A 16,763-nucleotide genomic window follows, 5' to 3' on the forward strand; every position below is an offset into this window, starting at 1 on the left:
CCCCGCGTTACGCCGCGACCGTGCGCCGCGAAGCCCACCACTCCTTCGCCGGACCGGCCCCAGCCCACAACGCGAACACCGCCGCCACCGCGACCAACGCCGTCCAATATGCCACCGGCGGCGCGGATTCCGTCTGCTGTTCCCCGAGCAGCCAAGGCCGCATCTGCGACTGCACCCAGAACGCGCCATACCCGAGCGCAGTGACCAAAACCGCGCCCGCCACCGCTGGTCGCGGCAGGAGGAAGGCGAGGTCCACCGCGAGCCCGACGGCCAGCAGATAGAACGGCACCGTCGACACCGGGAAGCCCAGCGCCAGCAGCAGCGGCCACATCACGCACCGGTACGCGACGTATGCGCCGGCCACGGTCAGCCCGGCCCAGCGCTTTCCGACGGTCTGGCGAGCGAGCACCAGGATCAGCGCCGAAACCCCGATGCCCCACAGCGGGTACACCCACTCCGGGATCGGCATCGTGAAGTGCACGACCGCGGCCCGGTCGACCGGGTGGCCGATCTGGTTGGCGGCGAAGGAAAGCAGCGTCGGCTCCGCTTCGGGCGTGCCGCGTTCCCAGGCGCGCAGGCCGAGGATGCCGTACTCCTGCTGCCCGTTCGGGAAGAAGGTGTTCTCAAGGAAGAACGCCCACAGCGCGAGCAGCACCCCGGTGCGGAAGCGGCCCGGCGGGGCCAGTCGGAGCCAGCCGAGCAGCACGCCTGCCTGCATGATGCCGGTGCCGAGGTACAGCATCATGTGCGACGGGCTCCACGCGGTCAGGTCGAGGCCGTTCACGCGGTGGTTGATCACGTCGAGCGGCGCGGCGACCAGGAACACGATCAGCCCGGCCTGCATGAGCCGCAGCGAGCGCCGGTCGCAGCCGAGGCCGGTGTAGCTGTGGATCGCCACCAGCACGACGATGATCACCGTGCCGACGGTGTTGATCAGGTGCGGCGGGGCGAGGTCGTCGCGCAGCCACTTGAAGTGCCACGACATGTCCCACGACGACCCGACGAGCTTGAACGCGAACGCGGTCAGCCACATGCCGTAACAGAACCGCAGCACCCACGCCGGCGTCGGTGCTCCGGGTGCGCCGCGGTGCCAGTGCGTCGCGAAGAAAAGCCTGGTCTTGCCCACTGGTCCGCGCGGGACCGCGGGGCCGGCGACGTCTTCAACCGCCTTCGTCATAGGCGCCATCATTCCCTGCCGCAAGGGGACGCGGCGGGAGAAGGGGCAAAAACCGGGGTTCACCCCTACGGGTGGCGGATTTGCCCTCGCGCCGCCCGGCACGGCAGGGTGTCGGCCCATGATGCCGAAACGAGCTGTCGCCGCCGTGCTGATCGCAGCACTCGTTCTGGCCGGCGGAGGCGTGCTGACCAGCCTGTTCCTCTGAGCAGGGAGCATCGTGGGCACAATGGCGGCATGACGCACAACCTGCTGGGCCCCGAGCCCACGCTGCTGCCCGAGCACACCGAAGCGCAGGCCGCGCTCGACTCCGGGACGGACCCGTCCTCCGTGGCCGCCGAGCACCCCGACTACAGCGAGGCCTGGGCCACGCTCGCCGAACGCGCGCTCGCCGACGGCGAGACCGTCGCCGCCTACGCCTATGCCCGCACCGGCTACCACCGCGGCCTCGACCAGCTCCGCCGCGCCGGCTGGAAGGGCTTCGGCCCGGTGCCGTGGGCGCACCGGCCGAACCAGGGATTCCTGCGCGCGCTCGCGGTACTCGGCACCGCGGCGGGCCGGATCGGCGAGTCCGAGGAGTACGAGCGCTGCAAGACCTTCCTCGCCGACTCCGACCCAGCCGCGGCCGAGGCGACCGGCCTGAAGTGACCGGCCTGAAGTGACCCCGCGCCGGTCGCGTCCCGGCGAAAACCCGGGCGCGACCGGGCCGGCTGCCCACCTTCGGGTGACAGCTAGAGGTGTTCGCATTTGGTGACACCTACAAAGACGGCCATGCGAGGCACGGCCATGCTCACCCCCCGGATCCGCACCCTCGGCACCGCGCTGCGCGAGGCCCGGATCGACGCCCGTTTCGGACTGCGCGAACTCGCCCGGCGAGTCGGCACCAACCCCGCGTTGGTGTCGAACTGGGAGCTGGGACAACGGGTTCCCGCGCTCGAGGACGTCGCGGGCATCCTCGGCGCGCTCGGCGTCGTGGGTGCGGAGAAACAACGGATCCTGCAACTGGCGCGCGGCACCGCCGAACCGGGCTGGGTCGCCCGCGGCAAGCAGTCCGACCCGGACCACCTCGGCGGGCTGCTCGCCTGCGAACGCGCCGCGACATCGGTCGTCGAATGGCAGCCGATGCTCGTCCCGGGACTGCTGCAGATCCCGGATTACGCGCGGGCGCTGTTCCTCGCCGACGGACTGCCGGTGCAGGACGCGGAACGCCAGGCGGAGATCCGGATGATGCGCCGTCCGCTCGTGGTCGGTCCCGGCGCGATCCGGTGTGAGGTGTTGCTGGGCGAGGCAGCATTGCGCAATCCGGTCGGCGGACCCGCGACGATGGCCCGGCAGCTGCGTTTCCTCGCCGACCTCATGGCGACGTCGGCGAAGCTGTCGGTCCGCGTCGTGCCCGCGGGCATCGGCGGGCATCCGGGTCTGGCCGGCCGGTTTTGCGTGTACTACGTGGAGGTCGGCGACCCGATCGTCTATTTCGAGCACCAGCACGCGGGTGCCTTCCTCCTCGACGAGGGGACCGACACGTACTGCGAGGTCGCGGACCGGGTCCGCGAAATCTCCCTGGACTCCCGCGCGTCGGCGGCGTTCGTGCAGCGCACCGCGCAGGAGTTCAGGGAGATCGCGCAGCGGAAAAAGTCGGAGGGGCCTAGGAATATGCTCGGTTAGCCGGAACGTCGACGGCGATCCGCAGTTCGGCTTGCAGCAGGTTCTTCGACACCGAAAACCCGTGCCGCAGGTAGGCGGCGATCGCGCGATCCGAGGAATGCACGGTCACCCGCTCCAGTCCGAATTCCGCGGCCAGCCGCAGCGTCGCCTCGATCAGCAGACCGCCGACGCCGCTGTCGCGTTCTTCCGGCACGACGTAGACGCATTGCACGTCGCCGCAGATCCGCGAAAAGTCTTGGGGTGTCGGCACTCTGGGGGTCAGCGCGAGGAACGCCATGCCGAGCACGTGCTCGTCCCGCACCGCGACCAGACAGCGATGCGTTTCGGCGTGCGCACGGGCCCAGGCGGCGAACTCTCGGACGAAATCGTCCTGATCCCGGGGCAGCGGACCGCCCTGGTCGGCGACCCACCGCCAGCGCAACGCGGCGACGGCGGCGAGTTCGTCGTCGTGGGCCGGGCGGATCTCGGTGAGCGGCACAGGTTCCCTATCGGAAATTCCGGAGCTGACGAAGGATGGACCCGGCCGGCCGGGGGAGGGTGCCGGCCGGGTCCGAGGTCGTCAGGCGACTGCCGCGAGTTCCCGGGTCGGGGTTACCGAGCCGACGACCCGGTTGCGGCCGCTGTTCTTCGCCGCATACACCGCCGCGTCCGCCGCGGCCATCACTTCTTCGATGCTCGTCCCGTCCAGCGGGAACGCGGCTACCCCGATCGACGCGGTCCGGTTCTCGATCGAGACCGACTCGCCTTCGTTCGTCTGCGTCGGGATCACCAGTTCGCTGATCCGCTGCCGGATCCGTTCCGCCGTCACGATCGCGTCTTCCTTCGACGTCGACGGCAGCAGCGCCACGAACTCCTCGCCGCCGAAGCGGCCGACGAGGTCGTGTGCCCTCGTCTCCTGTTTCACCACGGCGGCCACGGCTTTGAGCACGTCATCGCCCGCGAGGTGGCCGAACGTGTCGTTGATCCGCTTGAAGTGGTCGAGGTCGATCATCAGCGCGCCGAAGCTGCCGTTCTCGCGCTCGGCACGGGAAATCTCGCGCTGCGCGCCGTCCTGCCAGGTGGTGGCGTTGAGCAGCTGGGTCTTCTGGTCCGTGGTCGCGAGCTCCTCGAGCCGCTTGATCAGCATCGAGCGCTGCAGCACGTACAGCGGCAGGATCACCAGCACCGACAGCAGCGGTTCGTGGCTCAGCACCATCACGAGCAGCCCGCCGACGCACAGGGTCGCCAGTTCCAGCAGGTTGTCGTCCATCGTGCCGAGGCACGATTCGGCCGTCGCCTTCGCCGGGTCGGTCAGGAACAGGCCAAGGCCGGTCAGGGCGGTGTTGACCAGGAAATAGCCGAGCGCGCCCGCCACCACCGTGGTGACGCTGTGGCCGTCGGCGAGGTGTCCGGCCAGCGCGGCGCCGAAGCCGGACAGGATCATCGTGGTCGCGTTGGCCGCGACGCGGTGCGCCTCACCGGGGCGCGTGCCGTTCCAGCTGCGGAACGCCAGGTAGACGTAGATGATCACGCCCAGCGCGGCCACCAGCTGCGGCGGCACCAGCAGCGCCGCCGGAAGCAGCCACACCGAGGTCACCGTGATGTGCGGGCCCTGGCTCAGCATCCGGCGCTGCCGCTCGATCTGGCGCGTGACCTCGGTCTGCGCGATCGCGAGTCCGGCGAGCATGCCGAGGATGCCGACCTGGCTCAGGCTGACCGGGAACACCAGCGCGCTGACCACGGTGAGCACCACCGTGACGGCCATGCTCGTCAGCGTGACCGCGACCCACTGCCGCGGCCGGGACCAGAGCGACCACCGGGAAACCGCATCGCGCAGCCCCAGACCAGAAAATTCCCCCAATGTGACCATTCTTCCCCCCGGGTCTTGCGCGGATCTCCAGTGACACTCGCCTTACTCACAGTTTCAGACCGTTTGCCGCCTGTCCACAAGGGCCTTAGGTGTGTACATTTTTCCCGAACACGCCGGATGAAGGGTGACCAGCGATGCGCAGCAAGGAACAGTGACCGCGTAGCAGCACCGCAAGGTCGCGCAGGTCAGAGCCTCACGCGCGGGGCATGCCGGGGTAATCAGGCAGGCTCGGCGCGTGTGGCTTCCTTCGCTGACCCCTCTTCGGCCTGCCCGGAAACGTGCCGCTGCCACGCGATCGCGAGCGGAATCGTAATCAGCAGGCCGGCCAAGCCGAAGATCCCGACTGTCGTCTGGGCGCTCACGTGGTCCGCGATGACCCCGCCGATCAGCGGAGTGACGCCCATCGTCGTGGTCAGTCCGGTGTTCGACAGTCCCATCGTCTGCGCCCGGCTCTCGTCCGGGACGGCGACCGTCAGCGACGCCGTCGCCTGCAGCAGCGCGATCGTGCCGAAGCCGCCGGAGATCACGAACAGGACCACCGACACGATCGGACCCGGCTGCAGGAAGCAGAGCAGCAGCGGGATCGCGGCGAGCGCGGTCATCGGGCCGATCAGCTTCGGCCGGATCGCCGCGGGCACCCAGCGCGTGTAGACGAACGTGAAGATCACGCTGCCCACCGGGTCGGCGGCAAGCAGGAAACCGATCATCTCGGACCCACCGCCTGACGAAGCGACGTACGGCGCGGCGATGCCCTCGTACACCGGCATCAGGCCGGCGAGCCAGGTGAAGACCATCAAGGAACGCAACGCCGTGGTCGCGAAGGCGACGCGGCCGCCCGCGCTCAGCGAGGAGAAGAACGGCTTGCGCTTTTCGCCGCTGGCCGCGGCCGGGCGGGCCTTCAGTCCGAAGCGGAGGAAGAGCGCGGAGAGCACGAAGGTGCCCGCGTCGAGCACCAGGGCGAGGCGGGCGTCCATCGCGAGCAGCAGGGCGCCGCCGCCGGCGAAACCGAGCAGCTGCGCGGATTGGACGGTCATGCTCCGGATGCCCATGCCGACCACGAACCGGTCGCCTTCGAGCACCTGCGGGAGCAACGCCAGCTGAGACGCCTTGAACGGCGGATTCAGCAGCGAAACACAGCCGACGAGCACGCATAGTGCCCAGAACGGCAGTCCGGGAATGGCTACGCACAGAATCAGCACCGCGCGCGTGAGGTCGACGGTGACCATGACCGCCCGGCGCGGGAAGCGGTCGGCGAATCCGGTGAGGAAGATGCCGCCCAGCAGCGACGGGAAGAACGTCAGCGCGTAGGTGAGGCCGGTCAGCGTCGCCGAACCGGTGTTGGCGTAGACGAGGACGGACAACGCGACCCTGGCCAGCTGGTCACCGGCGATCGACAGCAGTTCGCCGAACCACATCGCGCGGAACTCGGCGACTCCGAACACCTCGCGGAACGTGACCCGGTGTGGTGCTGTCGTCATGCGTGTTCTCCCCGCTGCTGTGTGCGGACTGTGCCGCACTAGTGACCAACGGGTGACCCTAGATCCTCCTGGTCACGGGCCGGTCACACGAAGTGAGTTGTCAAGCTCAGTGTCTCGTGACTGTTGGTGATTCTCTAGGTTCTTTCGCCGGTATCCGACAGGTCACGATCAGTTCGCCACGTGTCCAGACGATAGCGCTCCGCACTCTCCGCCGGGGACGCTTCGATCTTTGTGGTTTGTGACACATCCTTTCGGGTGGTCCGTCCGCAGTGTGGAACGGCCGCCGCGGAGGCGCCCAGCCGCGTAGCTTCGCCCGAGTGACGGCTCTCCCGACGTTCACGCTCGCCATCGTGGGCGCCGGACCTCGCGGGGTCGGCGTCCTCGAACGGCTGTCCGCGAGCGCCTCCGGCCTGCTCGGCGACCGGCGGATCGAAGTCCACCTCGTCGACCCGTTCCCGCCCGGCCCCGGCCGGGTGTGGCGGTACGAGCAGTCGTCGCTGCTGCGGATGAACTCGATGCCCGAGGACGTCACCGTGTTCACCGACGACTCCGTCCGGATCGACGGTCCGGTGCGGCCGGGTCCGTCGCTGATCGAGTGGGTGCGGCAGGTGCGCGCGGGGACCCTCGACTACCCGGTGCCGGACGATGTCCGCGCCGAGTTCGAAACCCTCGCCTCCACGGATTTCCCGACCCGGCGGCTGCAGAGCCGGTACCTGGAGTGGTTCTACCGCAAGGTGGTGGCCGAATTGCCGCCCGGCATCACGGTGGTCGAGCATCTCGCCACGGCGGAGAGCATTGACGACGATGAGACCGTGCGGCTTTCCGACGGCACGACCGTGTCCGCCGACGCGGTGGTGCTGACCGTCGGCCACCTCGACGCGGTGCCCGACTCTCGCGAACGCGAGCTGGAGGCATTCGCCCAGCAGCACGAACTGTCCTACTACCCCGCTGGCTACACCGCGGACGTCGACTACTCCGCGGTGCCTGCCGGAGAACCGGTGCTTGTACGCGGTTTTGGCCTCGCGTTCGTGGACCTGATGCTGTTGCTCACGGAGGGGCGCGGCGGCCGATTCGAGGAACTGCCGTGCGGCGGCCTGCGCTACCACCCGAGCGGTGCCGAACCGGTGTTGCACGTCGGCTCCCGGCGCGGGGTGCCGTATCACGCGAAGACCGGTTACCGGTTGCGCGGGAAACCGTTGCAGCTGCCCAGGTTCTTCGACAAGCGAGCCATCGACGGGTTGACCGGCCCGCTCGACTTCCGCGCGGACGTGTGGCCGCTCATCGCGAAAGAACTCGCCTGGGCGTATTACACCGAGCTGTTCACCGGACATCCGGATCGCGTGCGCACGAATTTCGCGGTGTTCGCGGACAAATTCGCCGACCTGCCGTGGTTGTCGTCCGAAATGGACGCGCTGATCGCGGACGCGGTGCCAGCGCTGGAGGATCGACTCGACCTGGAGCGGCTGGACCGCCCGTTCGCGGGCCGCCGGTTCGATTCCGGCGAGGAATTCGGGAAATCGGTGCGGAAATACATCGAGTCCGACCTCGCACGCCGGGCCGATGTGCACCACAGTGCGGACCTCGGCGCGTTCCTGGCCCTGCTGTCAGTGGTCAGCCAATTGCCCACGCTGCTCGCGACCGGACGGCTGACCGCCGCGTCACAAGTGTCCGATATGGACGGCTGGTTCCACGGCTTCTTCTCTTACTACGCAAGCGGTCCGCCGCCGCGTCGGCTCGAAGAGCTGCTCGCCCTCGAAGACGCTGGAGTCGTGTCGTTCCTCGGTGCGGACATCTCGATTGCCGCCGACGAGACGACCGGGACGTTCGTCGCGTCGAGCGTCAGCCATCCGGACACTGTCACCGCACGCACGTTGATCGAGGCGCGTCTGCCGGACGCGAGCGTGCCGCGAGTGTCCGATCCGCTGTTGCGCAACCTGCGGGACACCGGGGCGCTGGTCGAGGAAACCGTGCCGGATGTCGACGGTGCGACCTTGCCGTCCGGACGGATCGCCACGACACTCAACGACTTCCGACTGGTCACTGTGGACGGAGGGGTGCATCCGCGGCGGTTCGCGGTGGGGCCGCACACGAGCGTCCGTTCGGCGGGAGCCTTCACCCGGCCGCGCACGAACGCGATCTCGTTCCGGCAGAACGACGCGTTGGCACGGGAAATCCTGCGGCTGGCTAACCCTTGACCGTCGGTGCGATCTGCTGCGCCCATTCCCACGGTGCGGCGGTGTCGCCGGGCAGCGAGTTGAAGTACTCCCAGCCGTCGATGCCGCCGAAGTCCGAGTACTTCTGGACGAGGCTGCCGACGGTGTTCTTCAGCGTCGGCATGTCGACGTAACCGTTGCAGTTGGCGGGATTCGTGACCGTTCCGGCGACCACCTTGCTCGCCGGGACGACGCCGTGACTGATGACCTGATCGTAGCCCGAGGTGTCCGCCAGCGAACCCCAACCGCAGTAGAACTGAGTGTTGAACCAGGAGATCTGGTCGCCGCGCTCGCGGTAGAGCCGGTCGTAGTCGAGACCGGAAAGACCGCCTCCGCCGCTGAGTTCGGTCGCGACCGGCGCGAGGGTGATCAGGAAGTCCGGGCCGAAGTCGCCCCGCAGCGCGTCGATCACCCGGTTCAGCGCGTCGTTCGACATCTGTTCTTCGACGTCGAGATCGATCCCGGACAGCGAATGGTCGCGGATCAGGTTTCGCAGCAACGGATAGTAGGTGCCGAAGTCCTGCTCCAGGCGCTGGAAGCTGCCCTTCGCCGCGCCGCCGACGAAGGCGAGTGCGTGCACGCCTTTGCTTTGCATCGTGGCGAGATCGGCCCACATCTGCGTGAACTTGGCGTCCGACGGCGGATCGTCGTTGAGCGTCATGGTTCCGCCGTCGTTGAGGTGCACGGCTCCGACGATCACGTCAGTGACGCCAGCGTCGTGGTCGATGAGCCCCAGCGGGGAGATGTACGACCCGTTTTGGTGCGTTGTTTGGTAGTACACAACGACTCTGCGTCCGGTCGCCGCCGTCGCCGGGGCTGCTCCGCAGAGCACCAGGAACACCGCCAGCACCGCCGCCGTAATCTTCCGCATAGGTTCGGACCATAGGACGGCAGCGGTGCCCGCGGTAGGGCCGATCGAGTCAGCAGCGGCCCAGCATGTCCGTGAGCGCAGACTTCTCCGCCGAATTCACGGTGAGCTTGAACTTGTACTTGACCGTCACCCACATCTTGGCGTAGGTGCACCAGTAGCCGGTGGACGGCGGCTTCCACTGGTCCGGCGACTTGTCGCCCTTTTCCTGGTTCACGTTGTCGGTCACCGCGATCAGCTGCGGGTCGGACAGGTCGTTGGCGTAGGCCTGGCGCTGATCCTGGGTCCAGGACGAGGCTCCGGTGCGCCACGCGTCGGCGAGCGGCACCACGTGGTCGATGTCCACATCGGACGGAGAGCTCCAGGTCGCCCCGTCGTACGGCGAGGTCCATTTCCCGGACGTCGGGTAGCAGTCGGAGCCGACCTGGACGTTCGTGCCGTCGCGCTTGAGCACCATCTCGCGCGTGTTGCAGCTGTTGCCCTGGTCGATCCAGTGCGGGAACTTGTCGCGGCTGTAGCCGTCCTGCGAGCCGTCCGGTTTCACCGTGAGACCGGCGAGCTGGCTCTTCGCGGTGTCCGCCGACGGGATGCCCGGCGGGGTGGCGTCGGCGACGCCGACCGTGACCGAGCCGAGCAGCGCGACGCCGGCCAGGACGGTCAAGGAGTTGCGAACTGTACGTGTGGTCGGCATATTGCTGCCTTCCTGGTCAGATGCGGGACTGATTCACCTTTGACCACGAAAGTGGCGTGCGCAACACCGTCAGGTGACAGCTAACCGACCTTCTGTAAACGGAAAGTCACCGAGCGTCCCAGTTCGCTTGAACCCTGTCCGGCGCGGGCGGGTCAGCCGCGGACTGCCCGAAGATCGACTGTGTGCCGGTACCAGGTCCGCCGGGTGACCTCGCGCTCCTGCGGTACACCGTCGATGACCAGTGAAGACGTCGGCAGGCAGCCGAGCTGGAAGGCGCGGCCGCGGAACGTCGAGGACCGTTTGACGAGCTTGCCGCGGGTGATTCGGGCGGTCACCCCAGAGTCGTCCGGTGCGACCTCGATGCCGGAAACCGAGCCGTCGAAAGCCACCTGTTCGTCGCAATACGCCTGGCCCTTGACATCGCGCAGGATCGCGTGCCCGAGGAGTACGCCGCCGGTGTCGTCGCGCACGAGGGAGGTTTCGGCGTCCTCACCCTTCCAGGCGAGCGCGAACGCCTCGTCCGGGTCCGCGGGCAGCCGCCAGTGCGCGGCGACGCGAGAGCCGGACTCCGTGGCCACGAAACCGACGGACACGCCCGGGAGGACTTCGCGGCGCATGAGACGCACCACCACCGCGGCGAGGTCGGCGTCGGAGCCCAGCACGACGAGCCGGTCGTGTTCCCCCAGCAAGGGGTCGATTTCCGTCTTGCCGGGACGGTGCCCGGCGTGCACCAGCGGGACGTCGCCGAGCCGTGCGGGGAGATCCGCCGCGGCGCCGCAGGCCACCACTATTCCGCGCACTCCGGCGTCCTCCGTTAAAGTCATGCACCGGCATTTACCAGCGCCACCCGTGTCCCCGTCCGGGGCCACTATTCCTATTGCCGAACACCTGGAGTGTCACATGCCGGCCATCGTGCTGATCGGTGCCCAGTGGGGGGACGAGGGCAAGGGCAAGGCCACCGACCTGCTCGGCGACCGCGTCCAGTGGGTCGTCCGCTACCAGGGCGGCAACAACGCGGGCCACACGGTCGTGCTGCCGAACGGCGAGAACTTTGCGCTGCACCTCATCCCGTCGGGGATCCTGACGCCGGGCGTGACGAACGTCATCGGCAACGGCGTGGTCATCGACCCCGGCGTCCTGCTGGACGAGCTGGCGGGTCTCGAGGAGCGCGACGTCGACACCAGCAAGCTGCTGATCTCGGCCGACGCGCACTTGATCATGCCGTACCACGTGGCGATCGACAAAGTCACCGAGCGCTACCTCGGCAGCCGCAAGATCGGCACCACCGGCCGCGGCATCGGGCCGTGCTACCAGGACAAGATCGCCCGCGTCGGCGTCCGCGTGCAGGACCTGCTCGACGAGAAGATCTTCCGCCAGAAGGTCGAGGCGGCACTGGAGTTCAAGAACCAGGTGCTGGTCAAGGTCTACAACCGCAAGGCGCTCGACGCCGACCAGGTCGCCGACGAGGTCCTCGCGGCGGGCGAGAAGTTCGCGCACCGCATCGCCGACACGCGGCTGCAGCTGAACCAGGCCCTGGAGCGCGGCGAGACGGTGCTGCTGGAGGGCTCGCAGGGCACGCTGCTCGACGTGGACCACGGCACGTACCCGTTCGTCACGTCGTCGAACCCGACGTCCGGCGGCGCGAGCGCGGGCTCGGGCATCGGCCCGGGCCGCATCACGACCGTGCTGGGCATCCTGAAGGCGTACACGACGCGCGTCGGCTCCGGCCCGTTCCCGACCGAACTGGACGACGAGTCCGGCGAGTACCTGCGCAAGCAGGGCGGCGAGTTCGGCGTCACCACCGGCCGCTCCCGGCGCACCGGCTGGTTCGACGCGGTGATCGCCCGCTACGCGGTGCGGGTCAACGGCATCACCGACTACTTCCTGACCAAGCTGGACGTGCTGTCCGGCCTGGAGAAGGTCCCGGTGTGCGTCGGTTACGAGGTGGACGGCTTCCGTACCTCGGACATGCCGATGACCCAGACCGACGTGCACCACGCGGTCCCGATCTACGAAGAGCTGCCGGGCTGGTTCGAGGACATCTCGAACTGCCGCACGTACGACGAGCTGCCCGCCAACGCGCGGGCTTACGTCGAGCGGATCGAGGAACTGTCGGGCGCGCGGGTCTCGGCCATCGGCGTCGGCCCTGGGCGGGAGCAGACGATCGTGCGGCACGAGTTCGCCTGATCTTTTCGGTCGGAGCGGCCAGGCTGGTTTCGTACCGGCCTGGCCGTTGTGCTTAGCGAACCGTTGTGGTGACTGGGGTTTGGTTGCGGAACAGGTCGAGCACCGGGCAGTGCTCGTCCACCGCGCGACGGAGTCGTTCGTAGGCCTCGGGTGCGGCTGGGCCGTCGAGTTCCACGGACACGCGTACGTCGCTGAAGCCGGGTCGGGTCGATTCGTCGAAGCCGAAGAAGCCGTGCAGGTCAAGGTCACCGTCCACTTTGACGCGCACCGCGTCGAGCGGAATGCCGAGGCGCGCGGCCCAGAACTGGTACGTGATCACCTGGCAGGACCCGAGCGCGGCCAGCGCGTACTCGACCGGGTTCGCCGCCTGGTCGGTGCCGCCGAGCGCGGGCGGTTCGTCCACGGTGAACGCGTGGTCGCGCACCCGGACGTCCACCACGGTCGCGGTGTTCGCGGCCAGCGCGTGGTCGACGCTGAACGACACCGCCGCGTTGTGCCGGTCCGTCTGCACGGCCTGGCGGGTGCCGTCGATGACGTCGGTCAGTGACATCGGTCCTCCTGGAGTCGTCGGGCGTCCAGGGTGCGGGTCGGCCCGGTCGACGGGTAGGGGCTCTCGTCGGCTGAGAATCCGGCTGGCACAAAGCCGCGCGGTTGTTCCGGCTGGTGAGAAACCGGTGGTGCGCCTGAATAATTCGAAGGTATGAGCGTCGGACTGACTTTGCCCGCCCTTCCGCGGGAAAACATCACCGTGACCGAAGTGCTGGACCAGGCGCGAGAGGCGGAGGAGGCAGGCGCGGCGTCGATCTGGTTCGCCCAATTGCCCTGGGGTCCCGACGCGCTGGCGGTGGCCGCGCTGGCGGGCCAGGTGACGTCGCGAGTCGAGATCGGCACCTCCGTCGTGCCGATCTATCCGCGGCACCCGCTGGTCTTGGCGGCCGCCGCACGCACCGCGAGCGAGGCGTCCGGCGGGCGGTTCACGCTCGGCATCGGCCTTGGCGCGAAGAACTTCCTCGAACCCGTCTACGGCACGCCGTATCCGCCGCCGGTGCGGCACCTGCGCGAATACCTGACCGTCTTGCGGGCGCTGTTCGCCGGAGAACAGGTCGATTTCACCGGCTCGACGGTGGAGGCGCACCTGCCGGAGCCGGCGTCAGCCACCCCGGTGTCGGTGCTCGTCGCCGCGATGGGCCCGCAGGCGTTGCGCGTCACCGGGGAACTGGCCGACGGCACGTTGCCGTACCTGGCCAGCCCGCGGGCTATTGCGAACCTGATCGTGCCCGGGATAGGCCCGGGCAAGCGGGTGATCGCGGCTGTCCCGGCCGTGGTGACCAGCGACGTCGACGCGGTGCGCGAAATCGCGGCACAGCAACTCGGTTTCTACGGCTCGATCCCGTCGTACCAGCGCATCTTGAAGGAGGGCGGCGTCGAAAACGCGGCGGAGTTGGTGCTGATCGGCGACGAGGAGACGGTCGCCGCAGGGGTGCAGCGCTACTTCGACGCCGGCGCGACCGACGTGCTGCTCACCCAGACCGCCCTGCACACCGACGAAGACCGACGGCGCACTTGGCGGCTGACGGGCGAGCTCAACTCATCCGGTTCGTAAGGGTTGTCGTTACGGACATTTCCTCCAGATCGAGTTCGCGCAGGACCTTCTGCAGAACGTCGTCGTCAAGGCGTCCGGCGCGGTTCTCCTCGATCATCGCCGCCCGCTGGGTGATGAGGAGTTCCCGCCGCGCCTTGGCGAACTGCGCCTGCGGACTGTCACGACGCTCCTCCCCGGACAGCGTGATCGCGGCCTGCGCGAACCGGTAACGGGTGTCCACCACGCGTTCCAGCCGTTGCTCGAGCCGCTTCATCTTCTCCGGCTCAATGTCTAAAGTGGACAGTTGGTCGCGAGCAAGCTCGCGCAACCGCTCGTGCGCGGCTTTCTGCGCGACCTTGCGCGCGGCCAGCTCCTCGGCCTGGTCGCGGGCGTCCTCGTCCGGGTCCTGAACTTTGAGCAGCCGAATCAGTGGCGGCAGCGTGAGCCCCTGGATCAGCACAGTCCCGACCGCGACGGCGAACGCGAACAGCTGAATCTCCGCACGACCAGGCGTATCCGCAGGCACCCCAGACGCGGCGGCGATGGTGACGACGCCGCGCATGCCGGTCCAGGAGATCACCGCGAGCGACCGCCAAGCGGGCGGATCGTGCCGAGTGCGTCTGAGCAGTTGCAGCGACCGCGGCAGATAGCTGGACAGGAAGACAGCCGGAATCCGCACGAACATCGTGGCGAGCAACACGACGATCGCCGACAACGCGAGCGTACCGTTGTCCCGCGCAGCATGCTGCGCCCCGTCAAGCACGAACGGCAGTTGCAGCGCCATCAAGGCGAACACCAGCGCTTCGAGCATGACGTCGATCGACGCCCAGACAGACCGGTCCTGCACCCGCGTCGCCGGCGACGCCCTCAGCGACCGATGCCCGAGAAACAACCCGGCCGTGACGACCGCCAGCACCCCGGACCCGCTGAACTCGGCCCCGAACGGATGCAGGTGTTCGGCGGTGACGTACGCCGCGAACGGCACCACGATCCCGAACGCCGATTCGAGCAGCGGATCGTCCAGCCTCGTGCGGATCACCTCGACGACCCCGCCCGCGACCAGCCCGACCAGAATGCCGACCACCGTCGCGACGGCGAAGACCGCGAACCCGTGCCCGAGCGACCCGGCCGTCCCGACCACCGCCGCGAGCGCGACCTTGTACAGCGTGAGCGCGGCCGCGTCGTTGACGAGACTCTCGCCGGTGAGCACCGTCATCACCCCGCGCGGCAACCCGAGCCGCCGCCCGATCGCGACGGCGGTCACGGCATCCGGCGGAGACACGACCGCCCCGAGCACCAGCGCCGACGCCCACGGCAAATCAGGCAGCAGCAGGTGCACGACGAACGCGATCACGAACGCGGTGGCCACCACGAGCAGCACGCCGAGCGTGATGATCGGCCGCAAGTTCGCACGAAAGTGGGAGATCGAACTTTCCAGCGACGTCGAGTACAGCAACGGCGGCAACACGACGGTCAGGATCAGCTCGGGCTCCAGCTCGACCCGCGGAACGCCGGGAATCAACGCGATCCCCAGCCCGACCACCACGATGAGCAGCGGCGCGGACAGGTTGAACCGCCGAGCGACCGCGGTCAGCCCCAGCGACCCGGCGAGCACGCCGACCAGCGTCAAGGTCTCCATGCTTCGCATCTTGACTCATGGATCAGGCGAGGCGCGGATGGTGTGGGTTCGTGTCGGACTCCCTTCGGCGTGCGGCGGATGGGTTGGTTGGGGGCGGCTTGTTTGGTGGGCCGCGTGGAGCGTTGGTGAGTGGGATGGGCATGGCGCTTTCCGGTGCGGCGGTGCCAGGTTCGGCGGTGGTCGGTGGGCGTGGATCGGTAGCGGGTGCCGGGCTTGCTACTTGGAGGGCAGCGCCCACGGGTCAGTCAGCGGGTGGCCGCGGTGGTTGGGGGACGGCGATGGTTGGGCAGCGGGGTGCCTCCGGAAGGGTCGTGGGCTCGCAATGGCCGCCTAGCGTTGCCGCGGAGGCAGGCGGCCGGGCTCGGCGGTCGGTAGGCGGTGCGGAGGTCGGGCAGCGACGGGCGAGGTCGCCTGACGGCACCGCGCGAATGGTGGACGTGCGGCGCTGAGGAGCCGGGCAGACGGACGCTGCGACGCGGTGGCGGCCGGTTCACCTCGCCGCGGGACGGGCTCGTGGTCGGTGCGCCGTGGTTCGGCGAACGGCTGGTTCTGCTCGCGGACTCCGGTCAGGTGCTCGGCGGTCAAGCGATGCGGGGCCAACTCCGCCGGATGGAGTGGTGCCGGACGACGGTGGAGCGTTGACGAACGCACTGCCGCCGAACGCACCGCTGCTGAATGGAGAGATGCAGGCCCAAACGCTGCCGGGTGGCGCGGCACAGGACGACCGCGCAGCCGACCTCGGAGTGTTGCCGAGCGGAGCGGTGCCGGACGAACGTGGAGCACCGCCGAACAGAGCGCCGCCGAAGAGAGCCTTGCCGGAGGGAGCCCTGCCGAACGGAGCCCTGCCGGAGGGAGCGTCGCCGAAGGGAGTCCTGCCGAACGGAGCGCCGCCGAAGCGAGCCGTGTCGGACAGAGCGGCATCGGGTGGAGAGCGGTCGTCCGTCGCGAGGGCCCTCCGGATTAGCCGAGTTCCTTCAGTTCCTTTTCCACCGCAGCCAATTCCTCCGCCGAACCTTGCACCTTCGGGCCGGTGAACCACTTCCGTGCCGACAACACCCACCACAGGGCTGCTCCGCCCAGGACTACCAGGAAGGCGATCGGCGTGTAGTTGAACGTGTCGACCGTGATCGGGCTTGCTTGGGGCAGCATGAAGAGCACGAAGATCACCACGACCCACACCGTCGCGACGATGCCGATGGGTTTGCCCCAGCGGCCCAGGTTCCATGGGCCCTTCTCGAAGCTGTCGCCGCGGCGGACGCGGAGGAAGACCGGGATCACGTACGCGACGTACAAGCCCACCGTCGCGATCGAGGTGACTGCTGCGTAAGCCGTCGCGCTCCACAGGTACGGCAGTGCTAGCACCAATGCACCGCCCGCTGCTAGTGTCCTGCGTCGTAAATTCGTCGCTAGTTAGACT

General features: G+C 68.5%; 14 protein-coding genes and 1 pseudogene. 5 read left to right on the plus strand and 10 right to left on the minus strand.

The window, feature by feature from the left end; translation table 11 throughout:
- Positions 1 to 7: 7 nt before the first annotated feature.
- Positions 8 to 1,177 (minus strand): hypothetical protein, encoded by a 1,170-nt coding sequence (locus EIZ45_RS08680; RefSeq protein WP_205670012.1) that lies wholly within the window; start codon positions 1,175 to 1,177, stop codon positions 8 to 10.
- Between the two features lie 234 nt (positions 1,178 to 1,411).
- On the opposite strand from EIZ45_RS08680, the gene EIZ45_RS08685 reads away from it, so the two are divergent.
- Entirely contained in the window at positions 1,412 to 1,822 is a 411-nt protein-coding gene (locus tag EIZ45_RS08685; protein ID WP_037808797.1) for a DUF3151 domain-containing protein, read from the plus strand.
- A 123-nt stretch (positions 1,823 to 1,945) separates the two neighbouring features.
- Positions 1,946 to 2,839: a Scr1 family TA system antitoxin-like transcriptional regulator gene (locus EIZ45_RS08690; RefSeq protein WP_043834755.1), complete on the plus strand. Its 894-nt coding sequence runs from the start codon at positions 1,946 to 1,948 to the stop codon at positions 2,837 to 2,839.
- Here EIZ45_RS08690 and EIZ45_RS08695 read toward each other — a convergent pair.
- The 3 genes from EIZ45_RS08695 to EIZ45_RS08705 all read right to left on the minus strand — a co-directional run bounded on the left by EIZ45_RS08695 (position 2,820) and on the right by EIZ45_RS08705 (position 6,166).
- Entirely contained in the window at positions 2,820 to 3,317 is a 498-nt protein-coding gene (locus EIZ45_RS08695; RefSeq protein ID WP_134664386.1) for a GNAT family N-acetyltransferase, read from the minus strand. The two genes, EIZ45_RS08690 and EIZ45_RS08695, sit on opposite strands and share 20 nt — an antisense overlap.
- 81 nt (positions 3,318 to 3,398) lie before the next feature.
- Entirely contained in the window at positions 3,399 to 4,583 is a 1,185-nt protein-coding gene (locus EIZ45_RS08700; protein ID WP_051172575.1) for a GGDEF domain-containing protein, read from the minus strand.
- Positions 4,584 to 4,906: 323 nt separating this feature from the next.
- A complete protein-coding gene (locus EIZ45_RS08705; RefSeq protein WP_134664388.1) occupies positions 4,907 to 6,166 on the minus strand; it encodes an MFS transporter in 1,260 nt (419 codons plus the stop codon).
- A gap of 317 nt (positions 6,167 to 6,483) precedes the next feature.
- Between EIZ45_RS08705 and EIZ45_RS08710 the strand changes: the two genes are divergently transcribed.
- Positions 6,484 to 8,361, plus strand: a complete 1,878-nt coding sequence (locus EIZ45_RS08710) for an FAD/NAD(P)-binding domain-containing protein (protein ID WP_134664390.1) — start codon at positions 6,484 to 6,486, stop codon at positions 8,359 to 8,361.
- Here the strand turns inward: EIZ45_RS08710 and EIZ45_RS08715 are convergent.
- The 3 genes from EIZ45_RS08715 to EIZ45_RS08725 all read right to left on the minus strand — a co-directional run bounded on the left by EIZ45_RS08715 (position 8,351) and on the right by EIZ45_RS08725 (position 10,762).
- Positions 8,351 to 9,250: a glycosyl hydrolase family 18 protein gene (locus EIZ45_RS08715; protein WP_134664392.1), complete on the minus strand. Its 900-nt coding sequence runs from the start codon at positions 9,248 to 9,250 to the stop codon at positions 8,351 to 8,353. The genes EIZ45_RS08710 and EIZ45_RS08715 overlap by 11 nt on opposite strands.
- Positions 9,251 to 9,299: 49 nt before the next feature.
- Positions 9,300 to 9,938, minus strand: a complete 639-nt coding sequence (locus tag EIZ45_RS08720) for an HNH endonuclease family protein (RefSeq protein WP_043834747.1) — start codon at positions 9,936 to 9,938, stop codon at positions 9,300 to 9,302.
- A 152-nt stretch (positions 9,939 to 10,090) separates the two neighbouring features.
- Entirely contained in the window at positions 10,091 to 10,762 is a 672-nt protein-coding gene (locus EIZ45_RS08725; protein WP_235146857.1) for a hypothetical protein, read from the minus strand.
- 76 nt (positions 10,763 to 10,838) lie between these two features.
- On the opposite strand from EIZ45_RS08725, the gene EIZ45_RS08730 reads away from it, so the two are divergent.
- Positions 10,839 to 12,125: an adenylosuccinate synthase gene (locus EIZ45_RS08730; protein ID WP_037808782.1), complete on the plus strand. Its 1,287-nt coding sequence runs from the start codon at positions 10,839 to 10,841 to the stop codon at positions 12,123 to 12,125.
- A 52-nt stretch (positions 12,126 to 12,177) separates the two neighbouring features.
- Here EIZ45_RS08730 and EIZ45_RS08735 read toward each other — a convergent pair whose 3' ends face one another.
- Positions 12,178 to 12,675, minus strand: coding sequence for an OsmC family protein (locus tag EIZ45_RS08735; RefSeq protein ID WP_043834745.1), 498 nt, complete (start codon positions 12,673 to 12,675; stop codon positions 12,178 to 12,180).
- Positions 12,676 to 12,825: 150 nt separating this feature from the next.
- Here EIZ45_RS08735 and EIZ45_RS08740 point away from each other — a divergent pair, with 150 nt between their 5' ends.
- Entirely contained in the window at positions 12,826 to 13,728 is a 903-nt protein-coding gene (locus EIZ45_RS08740) for a TIGR03564 family F420-dependent LLM class oxidoreductase (RefSeq protein WP_043834744.1), read from the plus strand.
- On the opposite strand, the gene EIZ45_RS08745 is transcribed toward EIZ45_RS08740, so the two are convergent.
- The gene (locus EIZ45_RS08745) at positions 13,709 to 15,346 is read right to left on the minus strand and encodes a Na+/H+ antiporter (protein WP_043834743.1); all 1,638 of its coding nucleotides are present in this window, start codon (positions 15,344 to 15,346) and stop codon (positions 13,709 to 13,711) included. The two genes, EIZ45_RS08740 and EIZ45_RS08745, sit on opposite strands and share 20 nt — an antisense overlap.
- 960 nt (positions 15,347 to 16,306) lie before the next feature.
- Positions 16,307 to 16,729 (minus strand): annotated as a pseudogene (locus EIZ45_RS08750) (amino acid permease); the annotation flags it as partial.
- Positions 16,730 to 16,763 lie beyond the last annotated feature (34 nt).

The organism is Amycolatopsis sp. CFH S0740 (assembly GCF_004522315.1).
GTDB lineage: Bacteria > Actinomycetota > Actinomycetes > Mycobacteriales > Pseudonocardiaceae > Amycolatopsis > Amycolatopsis nivea.

Bases quoted from the DNA above. Each gene is read 5' to 3' on its own strand.
- EIZ45_RS08690 (WP_043834755.1), top strand. From the start codon at position 1,946: ATGCGAGGCACGGCCATGCTCACCCCCCGGATCCGCACCCTCGGCACC.
- EIZ45_RS08705 (WP_134664388.1), bottom strand. From the start codon at position 6,166: ATGACGACAGCACCACACCGGGTCACGTTCCGCGAGGTGTTCGGAGTC.
- EIZ45_RS08725 (WP_235146857.1), bottom strand. From the start codon at position 10,762: ATGACTTTAACGGAGGACGCCGGAGTGCGCGGAATAGTGGTGGCCTGC.
- EIZ45_RS08685 (WP_037808797.1), top strand. From the start codon at position 1,412: ATGACGCACAACCTGCTGGGCCCCGAGCCCACGCTGCTGCCCGAGCAC.
- EIZ45_RS08745 (WP_043834743.1), bottom strand. From the start codon at position 15,346: ATGGAGACCTTGACGCTGGTCGGCGTGCTCGCCGGGTCGCTGGGGCTG.
- EIZ45_RS08680 (WP_205670012.1), bottom strand. From the start codon at position 1,177: ATGACGAAGGCGGTTGAAGACGTCGCCGGCCCCGCGGTCCCGCGCGGA.
- EIZ45_RS08720 (WP_043834747.1), bottom strand. From the start codon at position 9,938: ATGCCGACCACACGTACAGTTCGCAACTCCTTGACCGTCCTGGCCGGC.
- EIZ45_RS08740 (WP_043834744.1), top strand. From the start codon at position 12,826: ATGAGCGTCGGACTGACTTTGCCCGCCCTTCCGCGGGAAAACATCACC.
- EIZ45_RS08730 (WP_037808782.1), top strand. From the start codon at position 10,839: ATGCCGGCCATCGTGCTGATCGGTGCCCAGTGGGGGGACGAGGGCAAG.
- EIZ45_RS08715 (WP_134664392.1), bottom strand. From the start codon at position 9,250: ATGCGGAAGATTACGGCGGCGGTGCTGGCGGTGTTCCTGGTGCTCTGC.
- EIZ45_RS08700 (WP_051172575.1), bottom strand. From the start codon at position 4,583: ATGGCCGTCACGGTGGTGCTCACCGTGGTCAGCGCGCTGGTGTTCCCG.
- EIZ45_RS08735 (WP_043834745.1), bottom strand. From the start codon at position 12,675: ATGTCACTGACCGACGTCATCGACGGCACCCGCCAGGCCGTGCAGACG.